Consider the following 16,365-nt stretch of genomic DNA (forward strand, 5'->3'; position numbering starts at 1 on the left):
ACTAGGCAGGCCGGCCGCGCGGAGCAAGCCGCAACCGCGCCTCAGACCCGACACGCCTCCACGCACGCCGTCACGCATGCTTGGGCCAGCACCTCGGCCGAATCCGTCAGGGGTATGGCGGCGTCTTCGGGGCTCAGCAGCAGCGGAACCTCGGTGCAGCCCGCGATCAGCCCTTGCGCGCCCCCGTCCGCCAGGGCCTGGGCCAGCCGCAACATCCCTGCCCGCGCCGCCTCGCCGACATCGCCGCGCTTGACCCCATAGACCAGCGCCATGAAGGCCTCGCGGTCCGCGCCCTCCAGCAGCACGGTGTCGACGCCGCGCGCCGCCAGCGCCTGCGTGTAAAGCCGCTCGCCCCCCGGCGTCGCCAGCACGCCGATCCGCTTGGCGCCCCCAAGGCCAACCTGGGCCGCCGCCGCATCCGCCGTCGCCGCGATCATGTCGATGAAGCCCAGGCCCTTCGCGGCGCACAGCGCGCGGATCCCGCCCGCCTGGGCGTGGGCGGTGTTGCACGGCATGGCGATCACCTGGGCCCCCGCCGCCGCCAGCCCCTCGGCCATCTGCCCCAGCACTGCCTCGGCCTCGCCCGGCCGCGTGTTGCGATCGGGCACCTGGGGGTTCAGGTCCATCACCACCCGGATGTGATCGGCGTCCCCGTCCGCCGGGGTCAGCGCCTGCACCCGCGCCAGGAACGCCACCGTCGCCGCCGGTCCCATGCCGCCGATCACGCCCATGATCTTGCTCATCGCATCACGCCCCATCCCATGACCGCGGCGGCGGCCAGAACTGCCGGCACGGCGTAGCGGCTCTTCCAGGCCCACGCCACCGCCAGGGCGCCCGCAAAGATCGCTGCGGCCGCCGCCATCGACGGCGCCCGCTGCAAGGTCGCCCATCCCAGCTCCACGCTGGTCGCGGCGATGATTCCTACGACGGCGGCGGCCACCCCGGCCAGACCATCGTGCAGCCGCCGGTCCTCGACCACCGCCTCCAGCCGCTCATAGAAGATCATCGAAAAGGCGAAGGCGGGCGCGAACACCCCGGCCGTCATCGCCAGCGCCCCGCCCCATCCCGCGACCACAAAGCCGACGAAGGTGCAAAAGATCACCAGCGGCGCCGGGATCACCCCCGCAAAGGCGATCCCGTCCAGAAACGCCCCATCGTCAATCAGCCCGCGCCCCACCGTATCGGCGCGCACATAGGGAATGGCGGTATAGGCGCCGCCGAACGTCAGCAGCCCCGCCTTCAGCCCCGTCCAGAACATCGCGGCTGCGCCCACGTCGCCCCCCTGCGCCAACGCCTGTCCGAACACCGGCCCGCCATCCCCCAGCCCGTGCATCGCCAAGGCTGCGACCACCGCCAGCGCCACGACCCCGACGGCCAAGGCCACCCTCCCGGCCCGGACCAGCACATAGGCCGCCCCGCCCGCCGCCAGCACGATCCAGAACGCCGCCCCGGCCAGGGTCGCCGCAAAGCCGACGACGGCGACGGCCCACAGCCAGCGATCCTCCAGAATATGCGATCCGATCTTGCAGACGGCGCGCACGATCACCGCGACCACAGCCGCCTGAACCCCCAGGAACGCCCCGGCCAGCAGGCCCACGACCGGCGACAGCGCCACATAGGCCCAGCCGATCCCCAGCATCAGGATCAGCCCCGGCAGCATGAACCCCAGGCCCGCCAGCAGGCCGCCGATCCGCCCCCGCGCCCGCATGCCCATATGCACGCACAGCTCGTGCGCCTCCGGCCCCGGCAGGACCTGCAACACCGCCAGCAGCCGGTTGAACCGCGCGCTGGACATCCACCCGTCCTGATCGACCAGCTCGCGCCGGATCATCGCGATCTGCGCCACCGGCCCGCCAAACGCCAGCAACCCGAACCGCAGGAACCGCAGAAACACCGCCGCCAAAGACAGCGCGGGCGGGACAGGTTCGATCTCGCGCACCGTCACCCGCCGCCCCCGTCTTCACCGCCTCGAGCCCTCGCGATCCGATAGGGCCCCGCACGCATCACCAGCGGCCGCCCCTTCCAGCTCAGTCGCACCGCACCCTCGTCCACCAGGGCATCCACCGCGGCGTGAACCTGTGGCATCGCCTCGCGCCACGCGCCGTCTTCGCCCGCGACCGCCCGCGCGACCTCGCTAGGGCAGACGGTGGCGTTTTCGGACCGGGCGGCCAGCAGGGCCAGCGTCGCCTCGCGCGGGTCCATGACGGACGGCGCGCCTACAGCGCGCCTTCGATCTCGGTCTGATAGCCGAACAGCCCCTGCGCCCCGCCGGTGTGCAGGAAGACCACCGTCTCGCCCTTGAACCGGCCGGCGCGCGCCAGGGCGATCAGCCCCTTCATCGCCTTGCCGGAATAGACTGGGTCCAGCACGATCCCGTCCAGACGCGCGGCCAGGGTCAGGGCGTCGATCACCCCCTGGTCGATCAGGCCATAGCCCTCGCCCACATAGTCGCAGTCGGCGACAACCATCTCCCTCGTCACGCGACCGGGCTGGCCCAGCAGGGCGGCCGTCTCCTCGGCCAGTTTGAAGACGTTCGCCTCCTGCTTGTCCTTGGGCGCCCGCACTCCGATGCCCAGCACGGGAATGTCCGCCCCCATGACCGCCAGCCCGGCGACCAGACCGGCGTGGGTGCCGGCGCTGCCCGTCGCCGTCACGATGCGGTGGACCTCCAGATCCATCTCATCCGCCTGGACCACGATCTCGCGCGCGCAATCGACATAACCCAAAGCCCCGACCGGGTTCGATCCGCCGCCGGGAATGACATAGGGCTTGCCGCCCCGCGCCCGCAAATCGGCCGCCGTCTTCTCCAGCTCGGCGACCATGTCCGTCCCGCCCGGCACGGTGCGCAGGGTCGCCCCGAACAGCCGGTCCAGCAGCACATTGCCGTTGCCGACATAGTCCGTCGCCTTGGACCCCGTCCGCTCTTCCAGAATGATCTCGCAGGCCAGACCGTGGGCGGCCGCCGCCGCTGCGGTCTGGCGCACATGGTTCGACTGCACCGCCCCTTGCGTCACCAGGGTGTCGGCGTCCTGTTCGAACGCGGCGCCCAGCAGGAACTCCAGCTTGCGGGTCTTGTTGCCGCCGCCGGCCAGGCCGGTGCAGTCGTCGCGCTTGATCCACAGATCCAGTCCCAGCTCCTCCGACAATCGGGGCAGCGGCTCCAGCGGCGTCGGCAGATGGGCCAGGCGGATACGGGCGAAACGGGCGAGATGCATGGGACGGTTTCCTGTTCGCCGTCTTGATAGCCCGCGCCCGTGACATTCAAAAGCGCCGGCCCAGGCCGCCCGCCCCTTCGCCCCGCCCTCGGCCTCAGCCCGGCGCGCCGGCCTCGGCCACACGCGTCGGCGCGACGAAGGCGGCGTCGCACAGGGCCTGGGCGAAGGCGTGGGACGTGACCGCCTGCCGGTCCATCAGGGCGTCCAGCACTCCGGCCCCCGCATCCACCGTCACGACTAGCGGATAACGCCCGACCACCTGACCGCCCTGGGCCGGATCGCGCAGTTCCGCCGTCGCCCGCATCCGGTGTTCGGCGCGATCGCCGGCCAGAATGGCCAGGCGCGGCGCCCGGCTCAGCGCCTCGACGTGGATGCTCAGGTTCAGCCGATGCCGGCCGCCGGCGCACAGCCCCATTTCGTTCAGCACCTCGTCGTTGAAGGTGTCGGCGAAGTCGTCCTCGGCATCCAGCCAGCCGGTCGTGGTCGTGACGCTGCCGATCCGCGCCTGTTCGGCCATGGCGGGCGACAGGGCCATCGGTTCGCCGCCGACCTCCACTGAGGCGCAGGCCGTCAATCCCGCGCACGCCAGAACCGCGATCACAGCGGTCATCTTGATCTGTTTCATCGTTCCCTCTCCCTAGAACTGATACCAAGCTTGGCTGCGAATGAACGCCGCCTGAACGCCGTTCGACAAGCGGTTCGGAGCCAAAGCCGGCGTCCAAGCGTTGCCGCCGCATGATCGCCGCCGCGCCCTTTTTGGATCTGCAACGCGAGCGCGCCTATGTCCGCGATTTGGGCCGCGCCTTCGCCGGCGCCCTGGTGTTCAACATTCCGCTGTTGATGACGATGGAGATGTGGGCGCAGGGCGTGATCATGGACCGCTGGCGGTTGCTGACCTTCATCGTCGCCGGCCTGCCGCTGCTTTACGGCCTGGCCTATTACGCCGGCTTCTCGAAGCGGCGCGGGCCGGTCAACGATGCGTTGGACACCGCCGTGGCCTTGGCGGTCGGCTTCATCACCGCCTCGGTGCTGCTGATCCTGTTCGGCGTCGTCGAATGGGACGCGCCGCCGCGCGAGGGCCTGGGCATGGTCGCGCTTCAGGCCATTCCCGGCGCCATGGGCGCGCTTCTGGCCCGGCGTCAGCTCAGCGGGGATGGCGGAGGCGACACGGATGAGGATCAGGCCTCCTATTTCGGCGAACTGTTCCTGATGGCGGCCGGCGCCCTGTTCTTCGCCCTGAACGTCGCCCCGACCGAGGAGATGATCCTGATCGCCTATAAGGCGACGCCCGCCCACATCCTGGCCCTGATCGCCGTCTCCATCCTTCTGCTGCACCTGATCGTCTTCAAGGCGGGCTTCGCCGGTCAGGAAGAGGCCGATCATCCGATCAAGGCCTTCCTGCATTTCACCCTGCCCGGCTACGCCATCGCCCTGGCCGTCAGCCTGTTCACCCTGTTCCTGTTCGGCCGCACCGACGGCCATGCCGTCGCCGGCGTGGTCCAGACCATGGTCGTCCTGGGCTTCCCCGCCGCCATCGGCGCCGCCGCCGCCCGTCTGTTGGTCTGACCCATGCCCACGAAGAAGAAGCCCGCCGCGTCGACCCGCCCTCTGCTGCAATGGGGCATGGCCTTGCTCGGCGCCGTCATCACCCTGACCGCCATCGGCATCGTGGTGTGGGAGGCGCTGCAGCCCACGGCCCCGCCCGCGCTCAGCGCCCGCATCGTCGCCGTGGACGTCACCGCCGCAGGCCAGGTCGCGACCGTCCGGGTCCAGAACGACGGCGACGACACCGCCGCCGCCGTGGATATCGAAGGGGTTCTGGGCGACCAGACCGCGACCGCCAGCCTGGACTATGTCCCCGGCCACGGCCACGCCAAGGCCTACCTCCGCTTCGACGCCGATCCGCGCGCGGCGGCCGTCTCGGTCAAGGGCTGGTCGGCGCCCTAGGGGGCGCTCAGGCCGCCTGGGCCAGCACCGCGTCCTGCATCCGCTCGACCGTCTGCTGGGGCGCGCCGGCGCCGTCCACCGTGGCCCGCAGCGTCTCCTCCAGCGCCGGGGTCACGCGCACGCTGGCCATGGCCCAGCCGGAAAAGCCGCGCGCCGGGATCGGCTTGCGCTCGATCACCACCACCTCGTCATGACGCGGATCGCCCGCCAGCCGCGTCATCAGCCGGTCCAGATCCTGCGCTGCGCCCTCCAGCACCTGCAGGAACCGTCCGTCGTGGATCAGCAGCGCGCCGGTCAGGTCGTCGCGCGCATTGTTTCGCTGCGAGGTTGCCAGGATGTCCACCTGCATCAACAGGCTGTCGGCGTTCCCCCGCGCGCGGCTGGTGTAGAGGACGCGTTCCAGGTTCAGGCTCATATCCTCGTTTCACTCCGCCGACGCCGGCATCCGGCCCAAGCTTTGCGCATAGCCCAATAAATCCGCCGCGCCTACAACGACTTATGTGCGGTTTCGGACAACTCGACATCCGCTGCGACGCGGGTTAGCCTGCAGGCGTTCTCCGGGGGGTCGCAATCGAGCGGCTGAGATAGAGGTTTCTCCTCTGACCCGTCGAACCTGATCCGGGTCATGCCGGCGAAGGGATGAGTACGCTTCTGGTCCACGCTACAGGACCCTCGCGCCCGACGTCGGCGGACCTCAAACCGTTTGAGGCCGCCATGAACATCCAAGTCACCCCGCCCGCCCTGCCCGAAGAGCTCGAACTGGCTCAAGCAGAGAGCGACCGCGTCGCGAGCGCTAGCCACGAAGGGAATGTGGATCTGGCTCTGAAAGACGCGCGCGAACAGGTGATGAAGGAGACCGGGACCATCCCGACCGGCGAACGGGCCGGCAGCCGCAAGGTCTATGTCGCCGGCGAACTCTATCCCGACATCCGCGTCCCCTTCCGCGAGGTCGCCGTCCACCCCTCGGCCAACGAGCCGCCGGTGACCATCTATGACTCATCGGGCCCCTACACCGACCCGACCGTGACCATCGACATCAAGCGCGGCCTGCCCCACGTCAAATCCAGCTGGCAGCTGGATCGCGGCGACATCGCCCCGGTCGCCAATCCGCGCGAGGTCAAGCCCGAGGACAACGGCCATGCGTCCGGCCGCCACCTGGCCCCGCGCTTCGACACCTCCAACCACCGCGTCTTCAAGGGCGTCGAGGGCCGCCCGGTCACCCAGTACGAATATGCCAAGGCCGGCATCATCACGCCCGAGATGGAATATGTCGCCATCCGCGAGAACCTGCGCCGCGAGCAAAACGCGCCCTGCATTCGCGACGGCGAGGACTTCGGCGCTTCGATCCCCGACTTCGTGACGCCCGAGTTCGTGCGGCAGGAGATCGCGCGCGGCCGCGCCATCATCCCGCACAACATCAACCACCCCGAGGTCGAGCCGATGATCATCGGCCGCAACTTCCTGGTGAAGATCAACGCCAACATCGGCAACTCGGCCGTCCTGTCCTCCGTGGACGACGAGGTCGACAAGCTGGTCTGGGCCACCCGCTGGGGCGCCGACAACGTCATGGACCTGTCGACGGGCCGCAACATTCACAACATCCGCGACTGGATCATCCGCAACTCCTCCGTCCCCATCGGCACCGTCCCCATCTATCAGGCGCTGGAGAAGGTGGGCGGCGTCGCCGAGGACCTGACGTGGGAGGTGTTCCGCGACACCCTGGTCGAACAGGCCGAACAGGGCGTGGACTATTTCACCATCCACGCGGGCGTTCGCCTGCCCTTCGTGCCGATGACGGCCAAGCGGGTGACGGGCATCGTCTCACGCGGCGGCTCCATCATGGCCAAATGGTGCCTGGCCCACCACAAGGAGAGCTTCCTCTACGAGCATTTCGAGGACATCTGCGACATCATGCGCGCCTATGATGTCAGCTTCAGCCTGGGCGACGGCCTGCGCCCCGGCTCCATCGCCGACGCCAATGACGAGGCCCAGTTCGCCGAGCTGCGCACCCTGGGCGAACTGACCAAGATCGCCTGGGCCAAGGGCTGCCAGGTCATGATCGAGGGCCCCGGCCACGTGCCGATGCACAAGATCAAACAGAATATGGATGAGCAGCTGAAGCACTGCCACGAGGCGCCCTTCTATACGCTTGGCCCCCTGACCACCGACATCGCGCCGGGCTATGACCACATCACATCCGCGATCGGCGCGGCCATGATCGGCTGGTTCGGCACGGCCATGCTCTGCTACGTCACGCCCAAGGAGCACCTGGGCCTGCCGGATCGTCAGGACGTCAAGGACGGCGTCATCACCTACAAGATCGCCGCCCACGCCGCAGACCTGGCCAAGGGCCACCCTGCCGCCCGCCTGCACGACGACGCCCTGTCACGCGCCCGATTCGAGTTCCGCTGGGAGGATCAGTTCAACCTGGGGCTGGACCCAGAAACCGCCCGCAAATACCACGACGCCACCCTGCCCAAGGAGGCCCACAAAACCGCCCACTTCTGCTCCATGTGCGGTCCCAAGTTCTGCTCGATGAAGATCAGCCAGGACATCCGCGACGCCGCGGCGGCCCAGAACGACGCCGGCGCCTCCCTGTCGGAAGCCGAAGCCGGCATGGCCGAAATGAGCGCGAAATTCAGGGCTGGGGGCGGCGTGGTGGAGGTGAAGGTGTAGCGACCTAAATCCACCACAACGCATGGTTAACAGCGCGTCAACCAAATCGGTGCAGTTGTTTGCGCGCCAGAGGCCTGTGAGTTCCAAATGCAAAATACATCCCACGCGGTTATGTCGCAGCGCGTAGAAGCTGCAGACAGTCCCGATGATTTCCCTACCCCTCCTTGGGCAACGCGGGCGCTCCTTGAGCACGTGATTGGAACGAATGAACTGCAAACGTTGACCTGCTTGGAGCCGGCATGCGGAGCAGGGCACATGGCTAAGGTGCTAAAAGAATATTTTGGCGAAGTCCGCTGCTCGGACGCATACGACTACGGATATGCGCCAGTGCGAGACTTTCTGTCTTACCCTTATGAGACCAATGGAGTGGACTGGGTGATAACAAACCCCCCGTTCCGATTAGCAGAGGACTTTGTGCACCGGTCGTTTGATGTAGCGCGCAGGGGCGTCGCTATGCTTGTCCGCACCGTCTTTTTAGAAAGTGTTGGGCGATACAACCGGCTGTTCAAGACCAATCCTCCAACCAAGTTCGCGCAGTTCGTCGAACGAGTGCCAATGGTCAAAGGCAGATTAGACGATAAGGCCTCAACCGCGACGGGATATGCTTGGTTGGTTTGGGAACATGACCGTGTTGATGAACCACGCGTCGTATGGATTCCCCCTTGCAGAAGACAACTGGAGAAGCTTAACGATTACAACTCCAGGCAGCCTTCGCTGCTCTGAGGTTGTGGAAGGGTTCATCTATGGCGTCGAACAAGCGTAGCATACCAGAAATCCGCGAGCGTCTCCGTGAATTGGCAAACCTCCATAATATGGACGAGCTGCGGGAACTTGCAGACGAGATGCATCGAAACCCTCCCGCTAAAGCGCGAGCACCCGTTCGAAGCCAGAAGCTAACCCCCGAACTGGCCCAAGAAATCCGAGATTACGCGCGCGCTAATCCTCAAGCTCATCAACAAGACATTGCGGAACATTTCGGAGTGAACCACGGACGCGTGTCCGAAGCTCTCAACAATGTTGTTTAGGACCAAGTTGCGATAGCGAGAACCGTTTCTGCACGTCCATTGGACTAGAAAGTGGCAGGCGCACGTCGCCATTTCCGGGCCAGATTAAACGCATGCCTACCCTCGTCCTCCTCGCCGGACCCAACGGCGCCGGCAAGACCACCTTCATCAACCGCTTCCTGCGTCAGCGGGCGGAGGCGTTTCGGTTCGTGAACCCGGACGAGGTCGCGCGGGGTCTGGCGGGCGAAGGCGCAGCGCGCGATCTGGCGGCGGGGCGGCTGGTGCTGGAGCGGCTGGACGCCCTGTTCGTCGAGCGGGCCGACGTGGTGCTGGAGACGACCCTGGCCACCCGCTCCCACGCCCCGCGCATTCGCCGGTTCAAGGCGGCGGGATACCGGGTCGAACTGATCTATCTGCGCCCGCCCTCGGCGGACTTCTCCGTCGCCCGCGTGGCGCGCCGCGTGGCCCAGGGCGGTCACGGCATTCCCGAGGACACATTGCGTCGCCGCTTCGAGCTCAGCCTCGACTATCTGGAGACGACCTACAAACCGCTGGTGGACGCGTGGGAGGTCTATGCGAGTAGCGACGACGGCCTCGAACTGTTAGATTGGGGACCGCAATGAAGACGCTCTTCGACCGAGAAACCGTTCTGAAGGCCGGACGCGACGCCGCCCGGATCGCACGCGAAGGCACGCGCGAGGAGAAGTCCGGCAAGTTCCTGCCGCCCCCCGGCTGGAAGGGCCATCTGGTCACCGCCGCCGACGCCGCGCCTGCGCCGAAGAAGCGGGCTTAAGCCTTCCCTCTCCCGTTGGGAGAGGGCTTGAGCGCCTGAGAGCCGTCAGGCGATCAGACTTGCGCGAAAGGGTGAGGGTTGGACCTCGCCGGTAACGCACGACCCTCACCCTTTGGCGGCTTCGCGCCGCCCTGCGGGTCAGCCAAGGCGCATCGCTGACGCTCTGCGGGCTTCAAGCCCTCTCCCAACGGGAAAGGCAATGCATAGCTAGCCCCCGTACCTATGCACGACGTCCCTGCCCCGGCCGTTGAAATCCCTCGCCTTTCACGAAATCGCCGCCTTCTACCCGATCGCGCTTCGGGGCGGCCTTAGACTGGCGGGGCGTCCTGTGTCGGGCGCGGGCGACAGGCCGGGGATGGCATGGACGACGACCACAGCTATGACGACGGCGGGTTCGAGGGGCCGCGCGATCCGTTTTACGATGCGATGACCCAGCAGGCGCTGGATCAGATCCGCATCCTGCGCGAGGCGGGTCTGGAGCAGACGTATCGCGACGCCCTGCATCACGATTCCTCGCCCGAGGCCGAGGCGGCCTTCTGGCGCGCGCACGGCCTGCCGATGCATCTGTTGCGGCTGCCGGATCTGGTCACCTCGGACCCCGCCGCGCGCGCGGCCGACCGGGTGCAGAACCGGGGCTATCGCCGCCTGTCGAAAGAGGCGTGGGAGGCGGCGGGCACGGCCTATCTGGCCGGGTCCACGGCCGAGGAGGTCAGCGCCGTCTATGGCATGGCGGTCAGCACCTTTCGCGCCCGCGCCAAGGATGAGGGCTGGCGGCGCGAGGATCAGCCCGATCCGTTGCGCGAGCCGATCGACCTGGAGGCCGAGACGGCCGACGGTTTGCCCAACTATGGCGCCATGGCGGCCCACGCCCTGGTGCGGCTGAACCGGGCGCTTCAGGCCGGGCGCGCGCTGGAGGCCGCGCGCTGGGTGCGGCTGCACGCCGACCTGACCCGCATGGCCGCCGCCCCGCCCGCACCTTCGTCTCAGCCCCCGCCGAAGCCGCCGGCGCCGCCCCCGGCGCCGCCCAAGGAACCCGACCTGGGCGAACGCGCCGCCGCCGTCGCCGAACAGGTCGGCCTGATCGCCCGCGAGGCCTGCGCCCTCAACCGCGGCGACTACGCCGGCCGCGACGCCCTGATGGCCCGCCTCGAAGCGCTCGACGACCTGAAACCGGCCCCGAGATCAGACGAATTAGACGAAATAGACGGTGTTTTTGTCCCCCGACCGCCGGACTGACCGTCTCCTCCCCATCGCCTGCGATGGGGAGGGGGACCGCGCCCTCTGGGCGGGGTGGAGGGGCTGTTGAGGCCTCACAGACGTCGATTTTACAGAAGGAACCCCTCCGTCACGGCGCCAGGCGGCGCCGCGCCGCCTCCCCGCTGCGCAGGGAGGAGACGGCCTAGACCTCCGACGCGATCTTGCGCAGGGCCTCTTCGAACACCGAGGCCGGCTGGCCGCCCGAGATCAGATATTTGCCCTCGACGACCACGGCCGGGACCGAGGTGATGCCGCGTGCGCGCCACAGATCTTCGGCTTGGCGCACGGCCTGGGCGTAGCGGCCCGAGGCCAGCACCTCGCCCGCCTCGGCCCGGTCCAGCCCGGCCTTTTCGGCGGCGACGGTCAAAACCCCGGCGTCGGTCAGGTTGCGGTTCTCGGTGAAGTGGGCGGTGAACAGCGCCTGTTTCAGCGCCTTCTGCCTGTCCGGCGCCGTCTCGTGCGCCCAATGCAGCAGGCGGTGGGCGTCGAAGGTGTTCCAGATGCGGCTGTCGTCGGTCATGCGCATGTCGAAGCCCACCTCGCCCGCCCGCTCGCGGATCATGGCGCGGTTGGCGGCGGACTGCTCAGGCGACGCGCCGTATTTGCGGCCGATGTGTTCGACGATGTTCTCGCCCTCGGGCGCGATCTGGGGGTTCAGTTCGAACGGCTGAAAGGCGATGTCGGCGGCGATCCCCTCGTCCTTCAGCGCGTCCAGGGCCGTGTCCAGCCCGCCCAGCCCCACCACGCACCAGGGGCAGACGACGTCGGAGACGAAGTCGATCTTCAGGGTCTTGAGCGGAGCGTTCATGGCGCGGCCTTCTGGAACAGCGTGTGTTGCATAAGGATATGGCGACGCCGCGCCGCGCGACAAGTCTCAGCCCAGGCTCAAATCCCTGGGTGGGCGGATCCGGCGCCAGCGCGCCTCCACGAAGGCGAAGGCGCCGAAGGCCATCAGCCCCGCCGCCGTCAGCCCCAGGATCCACGATCCGCCCGGCTGGGCCTCCAGCGCATCCAGCGCCGCCGCCGTCGTCGTCACCTCGCCCGAGCGCGCATGCAGCCCCGCCAGAACCACAAACACCCCCAGCGGCAGATAGGCGAACCCGCGCGCCGCATAGCCCGCCCGCGCCAGCGCCGTCGCCGTGCCGCAGAAGGCCTTGGGGCAGGCCAGGGCGTCGTCGAAGTCGTCGCGGATGGCTCTGACGATATTGCCGACGCCGACGCCCAGCACCACCAGCCCCGCCCCGATCAGCAGCACCTCGCCGAACGGCATCCCCAGCAGCATGGCCGCCTTCTCCTGGTTCTCGGCTACGCTCTCGGCCTGGGCCGCAGAGGCGTTCGTCGCCTCGCCGAACTCGTCCAGATATTCGAACACCCCCGACGCCAGCACGCCGTAGAACAGGCCGCTGACCGCCTGGCCCGCGCGCGTTGTCCAGCCCTTCAGGTCGCGGCCCTCGTGATCCGCGTCGAACACCGCCTGCAAGACCCGCCAACCGACGAAGGCCCACAGGCCCAGCCCCAGCAGCACCAGCCAGACCTTGCCGAACGGCTGCTCGGCCAGCCAGCCCGCCGCCCCGCTGGTCCCCACCGCATCGCCGATCCGGTCCGTCGCCGCCAGCAGGGTCAGCGCCCCAGCCGACAGGTAAACGAAGCCTCGCGCCCCATAGCCGACCCGCGCCGCCCATTCGATCAGGGTCACCAGCGGCGGCAGGCGAAGGGTCTTGGCGGCTTTCATGATGTCTCCCACGTCAGGCCGCCCTCAACGCGCCGGCCGAGGCAAAGGCTCCGCTTCCACCCTGTGTCGACATCCGACAGACGCCGGCGGGCGTATGCCGCTACGGTTCGCATCGTTGGGAGCCGTTCGCTTGAACATTTACGAGTTTCACTTCTTCGACGAGGCGGATCGCCGTCCGATGCTCGACTTCTTCGACGGCGCCGACGACGCCACGGCGTTGGAAGCCGCGCGGTCGCAGCTGGCGCGCCATGCCTCCTGCGTGGGCGTCGAAGTGCTGGAAGCCGGGCGCCTGGTCGGCCGCGTCACCCGCTGAGCCTCGGCTGCGCTCTGCCCGATCGCGTACACAACGCGGTAAAGACACGACTTTTCCCCAGAAAGCCGCGTGACATATAGCAACGCTGTGTCGAGTTTCGACAGACGCCGCGCTCAGATCGCCTTATGCGCGAACTTATGAACCGCCTCTCGCCTGGCAACCGATTGATCCAAGGGCTGAACCCCGACGATCGCGACGCTCTCCTCGCCATCGCCACTCCGGTGGAATTCGCGCCCGGCCATGTGTTCAGCGAGCCTGACGACGCCATCGAACACCTGCATTTCATCGACAGCGGCTTCTGCTCCTCGGTCGCAGTGCTGGAGGACGGCCGGACCGTGGAGACCGTGATGATCGGGCGCGAAGGCGTGCTGGGCGTCGTCGCCTCGGTCGTGCCGCACCATGCCCACACCCGCAGCGTGGCCCAGGTCGTCGGAACGGCGCGCCGGGTGGACGCCGCCAAGTTCCGCGCCCTGTCGGCTCAACGGCCGGGCGTTCGCGACGCCGTCGCCGAATACATGGCGCGGCTTCAGGGCGAGTTGGAGCAGTCGGCCGCCTGCAACGCCCTGCACCACGCCGGCCAGCGGTTCGCCAAATGGCTGCTGCGCTGCCACGACCGGGTCGAGGGCGACACCCTGAACCTGACGCAGGAGTATCTGGCCTCCATGCTGGGCTCGCAGCGGACCACGGTGAACGAGGCGGCGCAGGGGCTTCAGAAGGCGGGGGCCATCGCCTATTCGCGCGGCCGGATCACGGTGCTGGATCGCGCCGCCTTGGAGCGGGCGGCCTGCGAATGCTACCGCCGGGGCGGAGACCGGCAGCCCTAGTCGACCTGGGCGGCCGGTAGTTCGAGCACCGCCTTCAGCCCGCCCATGTCGCTGTCCGACAGCATCAACCGCCCGCCGTAGGCGCGCGTCAGGTCGTCCACGATCGACAGGCCCAGGCCCGAACCCGGCGCGCTCTCGTCCAGCCGCGCGCCACGCTGCATGACCGTGTCTCGCTGATCCGCCGGCAGCCCCGCACCATCGTCCTCGACCACCAGGATCATCTGCCCCAAGCCGCTGCCACCCGCCGAGACGCGCACCCGGCGCCTGGAGAACTTGGCGGCGTTCTCGATCAGATTGCCCAGGATTTCCTGCAAATCCTGACGCTCGCCCAGGAAGGACAGGCTGTCGGGCGCGCGCCAGTCGATCTCGACGTTCTTGTCACGGAACACCTGTTCGATCATCACCGCCAGCTCGTCCAGCACCTCGGCGACGGGCGTCGTCTCGCCCAGACCGTGGGCGGCGCGGGCGGCGGCGCGGGCGCGGCGCAGGTGGTGATCGACCTGGCCCTGCATGATCTTGGTCTGGCGCCGCACCAACTCGGGCAGATCGCCCTCGCTCGTCCCCGCCTCGGCCAGCATGACGGAGATCGGCGTCTTCAGCGCATGGGCCAGGTTGCCGACGTGGGTGCGCTGTCGATCCACGACTTCCTGATTGTGATCCAGCAGGCGGTTCACCTGCTCGGCCAGGGGCTGGATTTCCTGCGGATAGGAGCGGCCGATCCGCGCCGACCTGCCCTTACGTACATCCGCGATCTCATCGCGCAGGTCGAACAGGGGGCGCAGGCCGATCCGCACCTGGATGAAGACCGCCGATACGAGTCCGAGCCCCAAGATCAGGAGGGCGATCCAGGTCACGCGGGCGAACTGACGCGTGTCCGCATCGACGTCCGAGCGATCCAGCGCGGCGATGAAGATGACCGGATGTTCGTGCCGGGGGATGGACTTCATGCTGGCGGCGACGCGCAGCGGCTCGCGCGTCTCGGCGTCGTCCTTGGGGCCGGTGGTATTGAAGGTGATGACGTCGCCGAAAGCCGCATCCAGGCGCGCGGGCAGGTCGGCGGGCAGGGCCAGATCATAGCGCCACAGCGAGGTCGAACGCGCCAGACTGACCAGCCGCCCGTCGGGGCGCACCTCCATGATCTGCCAGTATTTGCCCGACAGCAGCCGCAGAGTTCTGGCGTCCTGGATCTGCGGAATGGCTTCGCCCTGCGGCGTGCGACTGGCGCCGACCACGATCTCGTCGATCGTCTCGTTGAGCATGGCGCCCAGACGCCGCAGGGCGGATTCCTGAAAGGCCTGGGTCAGCACCAGCGCTGAAATGACCAGAGCGACCACGATCCAGGCCGAAGCCAGCCAGATCAGCCGGCGCGTCAGGGAGCGACCGGGGCGACCGAACCAGCGGCCCCAGTCGTGGAGCGCGTCGGCGTTGGGTTTCGAAGCCGTCGCCTCGGTCACGCCGGGTCGGATTCGCCCGCCAGCGGCGTCAGCCGATAGCCGAGGCCGCGCACGGTCTCGATCCGGTCCGATCCGACCTTCTTGCGCACCCGGCCGATGAAGACCTCGATGGTGTTGGAATCGCGGTCGAAGTCCTGATCGTAGAGGTGTTCGACCAGTTCGGTGCGGCTGATGACCCGGCCCTGATGCATCATCATGTAGTGCAGCAGCCGGTATTCCAGCGAGGTCAGGCGCAGGGGCTCGCCATTGACGCTGGCCCGCGCCGCGCGGGGATCCAGCCGCAAGCCGCCGCACGACAGGGTCGCCGAGGCGATGCCCGCCGAGCGGCGCAGCAGCGCCCGCAGACGCGCCAACAACTCCTCGGTATGGAAGGGCTTGGTCAGATAGTCGTCGGCGCCGGCGTCGAAGCCCGCCACCTTGTCCGACCAGGCGCCGCGAGCCGTCAGGATCAAAACCGGCGTCGTCTTGCCCTCTCGCCGCCAGCGCTCCAGCACCGACACGCCGTCGATCTTGGGCAGGCCCAGATCAAGGACGATGACGTCATAAGGCTCGTTCTCGCCCAGATAGTGGGCTTCCTCGCCGTCCGGCGCATGGTCCACGGCATAGCCCGCGTCGCCCAGCGCCGCCTTAAGCTGACGCGACAGATCTGCGTCGTCCTCGACCAGAAGCACGCGCATCAGTTCGGCCTGCGACGTTGATTGTTGTTGTCGGGACGCGCCTGTCCGGTCTGGCCGTCAACCACGACCTCCCGCACGCGTCCGTCGCGTTCGACCAGGACGGAATAGTTGCCGTCGCGGCGCGGTTGGGTGTCGATGGGGCGACCGCCGCCGGCCTCGCCGCCACGACGACGGGCCTCGTCGGGACTGACGCGTGGACCACGGTCCTGCGAGCGCTGGTCCTGATCGCGCGACTGGGCCTGCGCCGACGTCGTCATGACGGGCGCGAAGGCCAGACCGAGAGCCAGGGCCAGGGCCGGAGGGGCGATCAGGAGAGGGGCGGGTTTACGAAACATGGCGACCGATCTAGTCCCGATCATCTGAACGGGCGCTGAATACGTCGTATAGTTTAAAGCGAACGCTGCTCCAAACCGGAGACCAAATCAGAAGACGGCGGTGTGACGTCTTTTTCATCCAGATGAACCAAACCTGAT

The 16,365-nt window shown here is 68.0% G+C and carries 19 protein-coding genes and 1 riboswitch; of the genes, 8 read left to right on the plus strand and 11 right to left on the minus strand.

Features of this window, described 5'->3' with window-relative positions; all coding sequences use genetic code 11:
- Positions 1–41: 41 nt before the first annotated feature.
- The 5 genes from BLR19_RS09470 to BLR19_RS09490 all read right to left on the minus strand — a co-directional run bounded on the left by BLR19_RS09470 (position 42) and on the right by BLR19_RS09490 (position 3,840).
- The gene (locus tag BLR19_RS09470) at positions 42–743 is read right to left on the minus strand and encodes a cysteate racemase (RefSeq protein WP_091750037.1); all 702 of its coding nucleotides are present in this window, start codon (positions 741–743) and stop codon (positions 42–44) included.
- Positions 740–1,939 (minus strand): chromate efflux transporter, encoded by a 1,200-nt coding sequence (gene chrA / locus BLR19_RS09475; protein ID WP_091750468.1) that lies wholly within the window; start codon positions 1,937–1,939, stop codon positions 740–742. Before chrA ends, BLR19_RS09470 begins: the two co-directional genes overlap by 4 nt.
- Before the next feature lie 2 nt (positions 1,940–1,941).
- On the minus strand, positions 1,942–2,202 hold the full coding sequence (locus BLR19_RS09480) for a DUF3253 domain-containing protein (RefSeq protein WP_091750040.1): 261 nt from the start codon (positions 2,200–2,202) through the stop codon (positions 1,942–1,944).
- Between the two features lie 14 nt (positions 2,203–2,216).
- On the minus strand, positions 2,217–3,215 hold the full coding sequence (locus tag BLR19_RS09485; RefSeq protein ID WP_091750042.1) for a D-cysteate sulfo-lyase: 999 nt from the start codon (positions 3,213–3,215) through the stop codon (positions 2,217–2,219).
- A 94-nt stretch (positions 3,216–3,309) separates the two neighbouring features.
- Positions 3,310–3,840, minus strand: a complete 531-nt coding sequence (locus tag BLR19_RS09490; protein WP_091750045.1) for a hypothetical protein — start codon at positions 3,838–3,840, stop codon at positions 3,310–3,312.
- A 110-nt stretch (positions 3,841–3,950) separates the two neighbouring features.
- Here BLR19_RS09490 and BLR19_RS09495 point away from each other — a divergent pair, with 110 nt between their 5' ends.
- Both BLR19_RS09495 and BLR19_RS09500 read left to right on the plus strand, forming a co-directional pair.
- The gene (locus BLR19_RS09495; RefSeq protein ID WP_091750048.1) at positions 3,951–4,781 is read left to right on the plus strand and encodes a TIGR02587 family membrane protein; all 831 of its coding nucleotides are present in this window, start codon (positions 3,951–3,953) and stop codon (positions 4,779–4,781) included.
- A gap of 3 nt (positions 4,782–4,784) precedes the next feature.
- Positions 4,785–5,162 (plus strand): hypothetical protein, encoded by a 378-nt coding sequence (locus tag BLR19_RS09500; RefSeq protein WP_017506465.1) that lies wholly within the window; start codon positions 4,785–4,787, stop codon positions 5,160–5,162.
- Between the two features lie 7 nt (positions 5,163–5,169).
- Here BLR19_RS09500 and BLR19_RS09505 read toward each other — a convergent pair whose 3' ends face one another.
- Positions 5,170–5,577: a BLUF domain-containing protein gene (locus tag BLR19_RS09505; RefSeq protein ID WP_091750051.1), complete on the minus strand. Its 408-nt coding sequence runs from the start codon at positions 5,575–5,577 to the stop codon at positions 5,170–5,172.
- Between the two features lie 133 nt (positions 5,578–5,710).
- A riboswitch (TPP riboswitch) is annotated at positions 5,711–5,820 on the plus strand.
- Between the two features lie 188 nt (positions 5,821–6,008).
- Here BLR19_RS09505 and thiC point away from each other — a divergent pair.
- The 4 genes from thiC (at position 6,009) to BLR19_RS14850 (ending at position 10,871) form a co-directional block, all read left to right on the plus strand.
- Positions 6,009–7,838 (plus strand): phosphomethylpyrimidine synthase ThiC, encoded by a 1,830-nt coding sequence (gene thiC / locus BLR19_RS09510; RefSeq protein ID WP_091750473.1) that lies wholly within the window; start codon positions 6,009–6,011, stop codon positions 7,836–7,838.
- A gap of 1,117 nt (positions 7,839–8,955) precedes the next feature.
- Positions 8,956–9,465, plus strand: coding sequence for an AAA family ATPase (locus BLR19_RS09525; protein WP_091750061.1), 510 nt, complete (start codon positions 8,956–8,958; stop codon positions 9,463–9,465).
- Complete coding sequence (locus BLR19_RS14845; RefSeq protein WP_161639517.1) at positions 9,462–9,635, plus strand: hypothetical protein; 174 nt, start codon at positions 9,462–9,464, stop codon at positions 9,633–9,635. Before BLR19_RS09525 ends, BLR19_RS14845 begins: the two co-directional genes overlap by 4 nt.
- A gap of 360 nt (positions 9,636–9,995) precedes the next feature.
- Positions 9,996–10,871, plus strand: a complete 876-nt coding sequence (locus BLR19_RS14850) for a hypothetical protein (protein WP_091750064.1) — start codon at positions 9,996–9,998, stop codon at positions 10,869–10,871.
- 163 nt (positions 10,872–11,034) lie between these two features.
- On the opposite strand, the gene BLR19_RS09535 is transcribed toward BLR19_RS14850, so the two are convergent.
- The gene (locus BLR19_RS09535) at positions 11,035–11,700 is read right to left on the minus strand and encodes a DsbA family oxidoreductase (RefSeq protein ID WP_091750067.1); all 666 of its coding nucleotides are present in this window, start codon (positions 11,698–11,700) and stop codon (positions 11,035–11,037) included.
- 66 nt (positions 11,701–11,766) lie between these two features.
- Complete coding sequence (locus BLR19_RS09540) at positions 11,767–12,624, minus strand: DUF1206 domain-containing protein (protein WP_091750476.1); 858 nt, start codon at positions 12,622–12,624, stop codon at positions 11,767–11,769.
- Positions 12,625–12,754: 130 nt separating this feature from the next.
- Between BLR19_RS09540 and BLR19_RS09545 the strand changes: the two genes are divergently transcribed.
- On the plus strand, positions 12,755–12,937 hold the full coding sequence (locus BLR19_RS09545) for a hypothetical protein (RefSeq protein ID WP_091750070.1): 183 nt from the start codon (positions 12,755–12,757) through the stop codon (positions 12,935–12,937).
- Positions 12,938–13,062: 125 nt separating this feature from the next.
- Positions 13,063–13,761 (plus strand): Crp/Fnr family transcriptional regulator, encoded by a 699-nt coding sequence (locus BLR19_RS09550; RefSeq protein WP_091750073.1) that lies wholly within the window; start codon positions 13,063–13,065, stop codon positions 13,759–13,761.
- Here the strand turns inward: BLR19_RS09550 and BLR19_RS09555 are convergent.
- The 3 genes from BLR19_RS09555 to BLR19_RS09565 are packed head-to-tail and all read right to left on the minus strand — an operon-like array spanning position 13,758 to position 16,227.
- On the minus strand, positions 13,758–15,215 hold the full coding sequence (locus BLR19_RS09555; protein WP_091750076.1) for a sensor histidine kinase: 1,458 nt from the start codon (positions 15,213–15,215) through the stop codon (positions 13,758–13,760). The two genes, BLR19_RS09550 and BLR19_RS09555, sit on opposite strands and share 4 nt — an antisense overlap.
- Positions 15,212–15,892 carry a response regulator transcription factor gene (locus tag BLR19_RS09560; RefSeq protein WP_017505887.1) on the minus strand — a complete coding sequence of 227 codons (681 nt, stop codon included), beginning with the start codon at positions 15,890–15,892 and terminating at the stop codon, positions 15,212–15,214. Before BLR19_RS09560 ends, BLR19_RS09555 begins: the two co-directional genes overlap by 4 nt.
- On the minus strand, positions 15,892–16,227 hold the full coding sequence (locus tag BLR19_RS09565) for a hypothetical protein (protein WP_055806585.1): 336 nt from the start codon (positions 16,225–16,227) through the stop codon (positions 15,892–15,894). The genes BLR19_RS09560 and BLR19_RS09565 overlap by 1 nt, the downstream gene beginning before the upstream one ends.
- Positions 16,228–16,365 lie beyond the last annotated feature (138 nt).

Origin of the sequence: Brevundimonas sp. 374, from assembly GCF_900102995.1 — a bacterium.
Taxonomy (GTDB): Bacteria; Pseudomonadota; Alphaproteobacteria; order Caulobacterales; family Caulobacteraceae; genus Brevundimonas; species Brevundimonas vesicularis_C.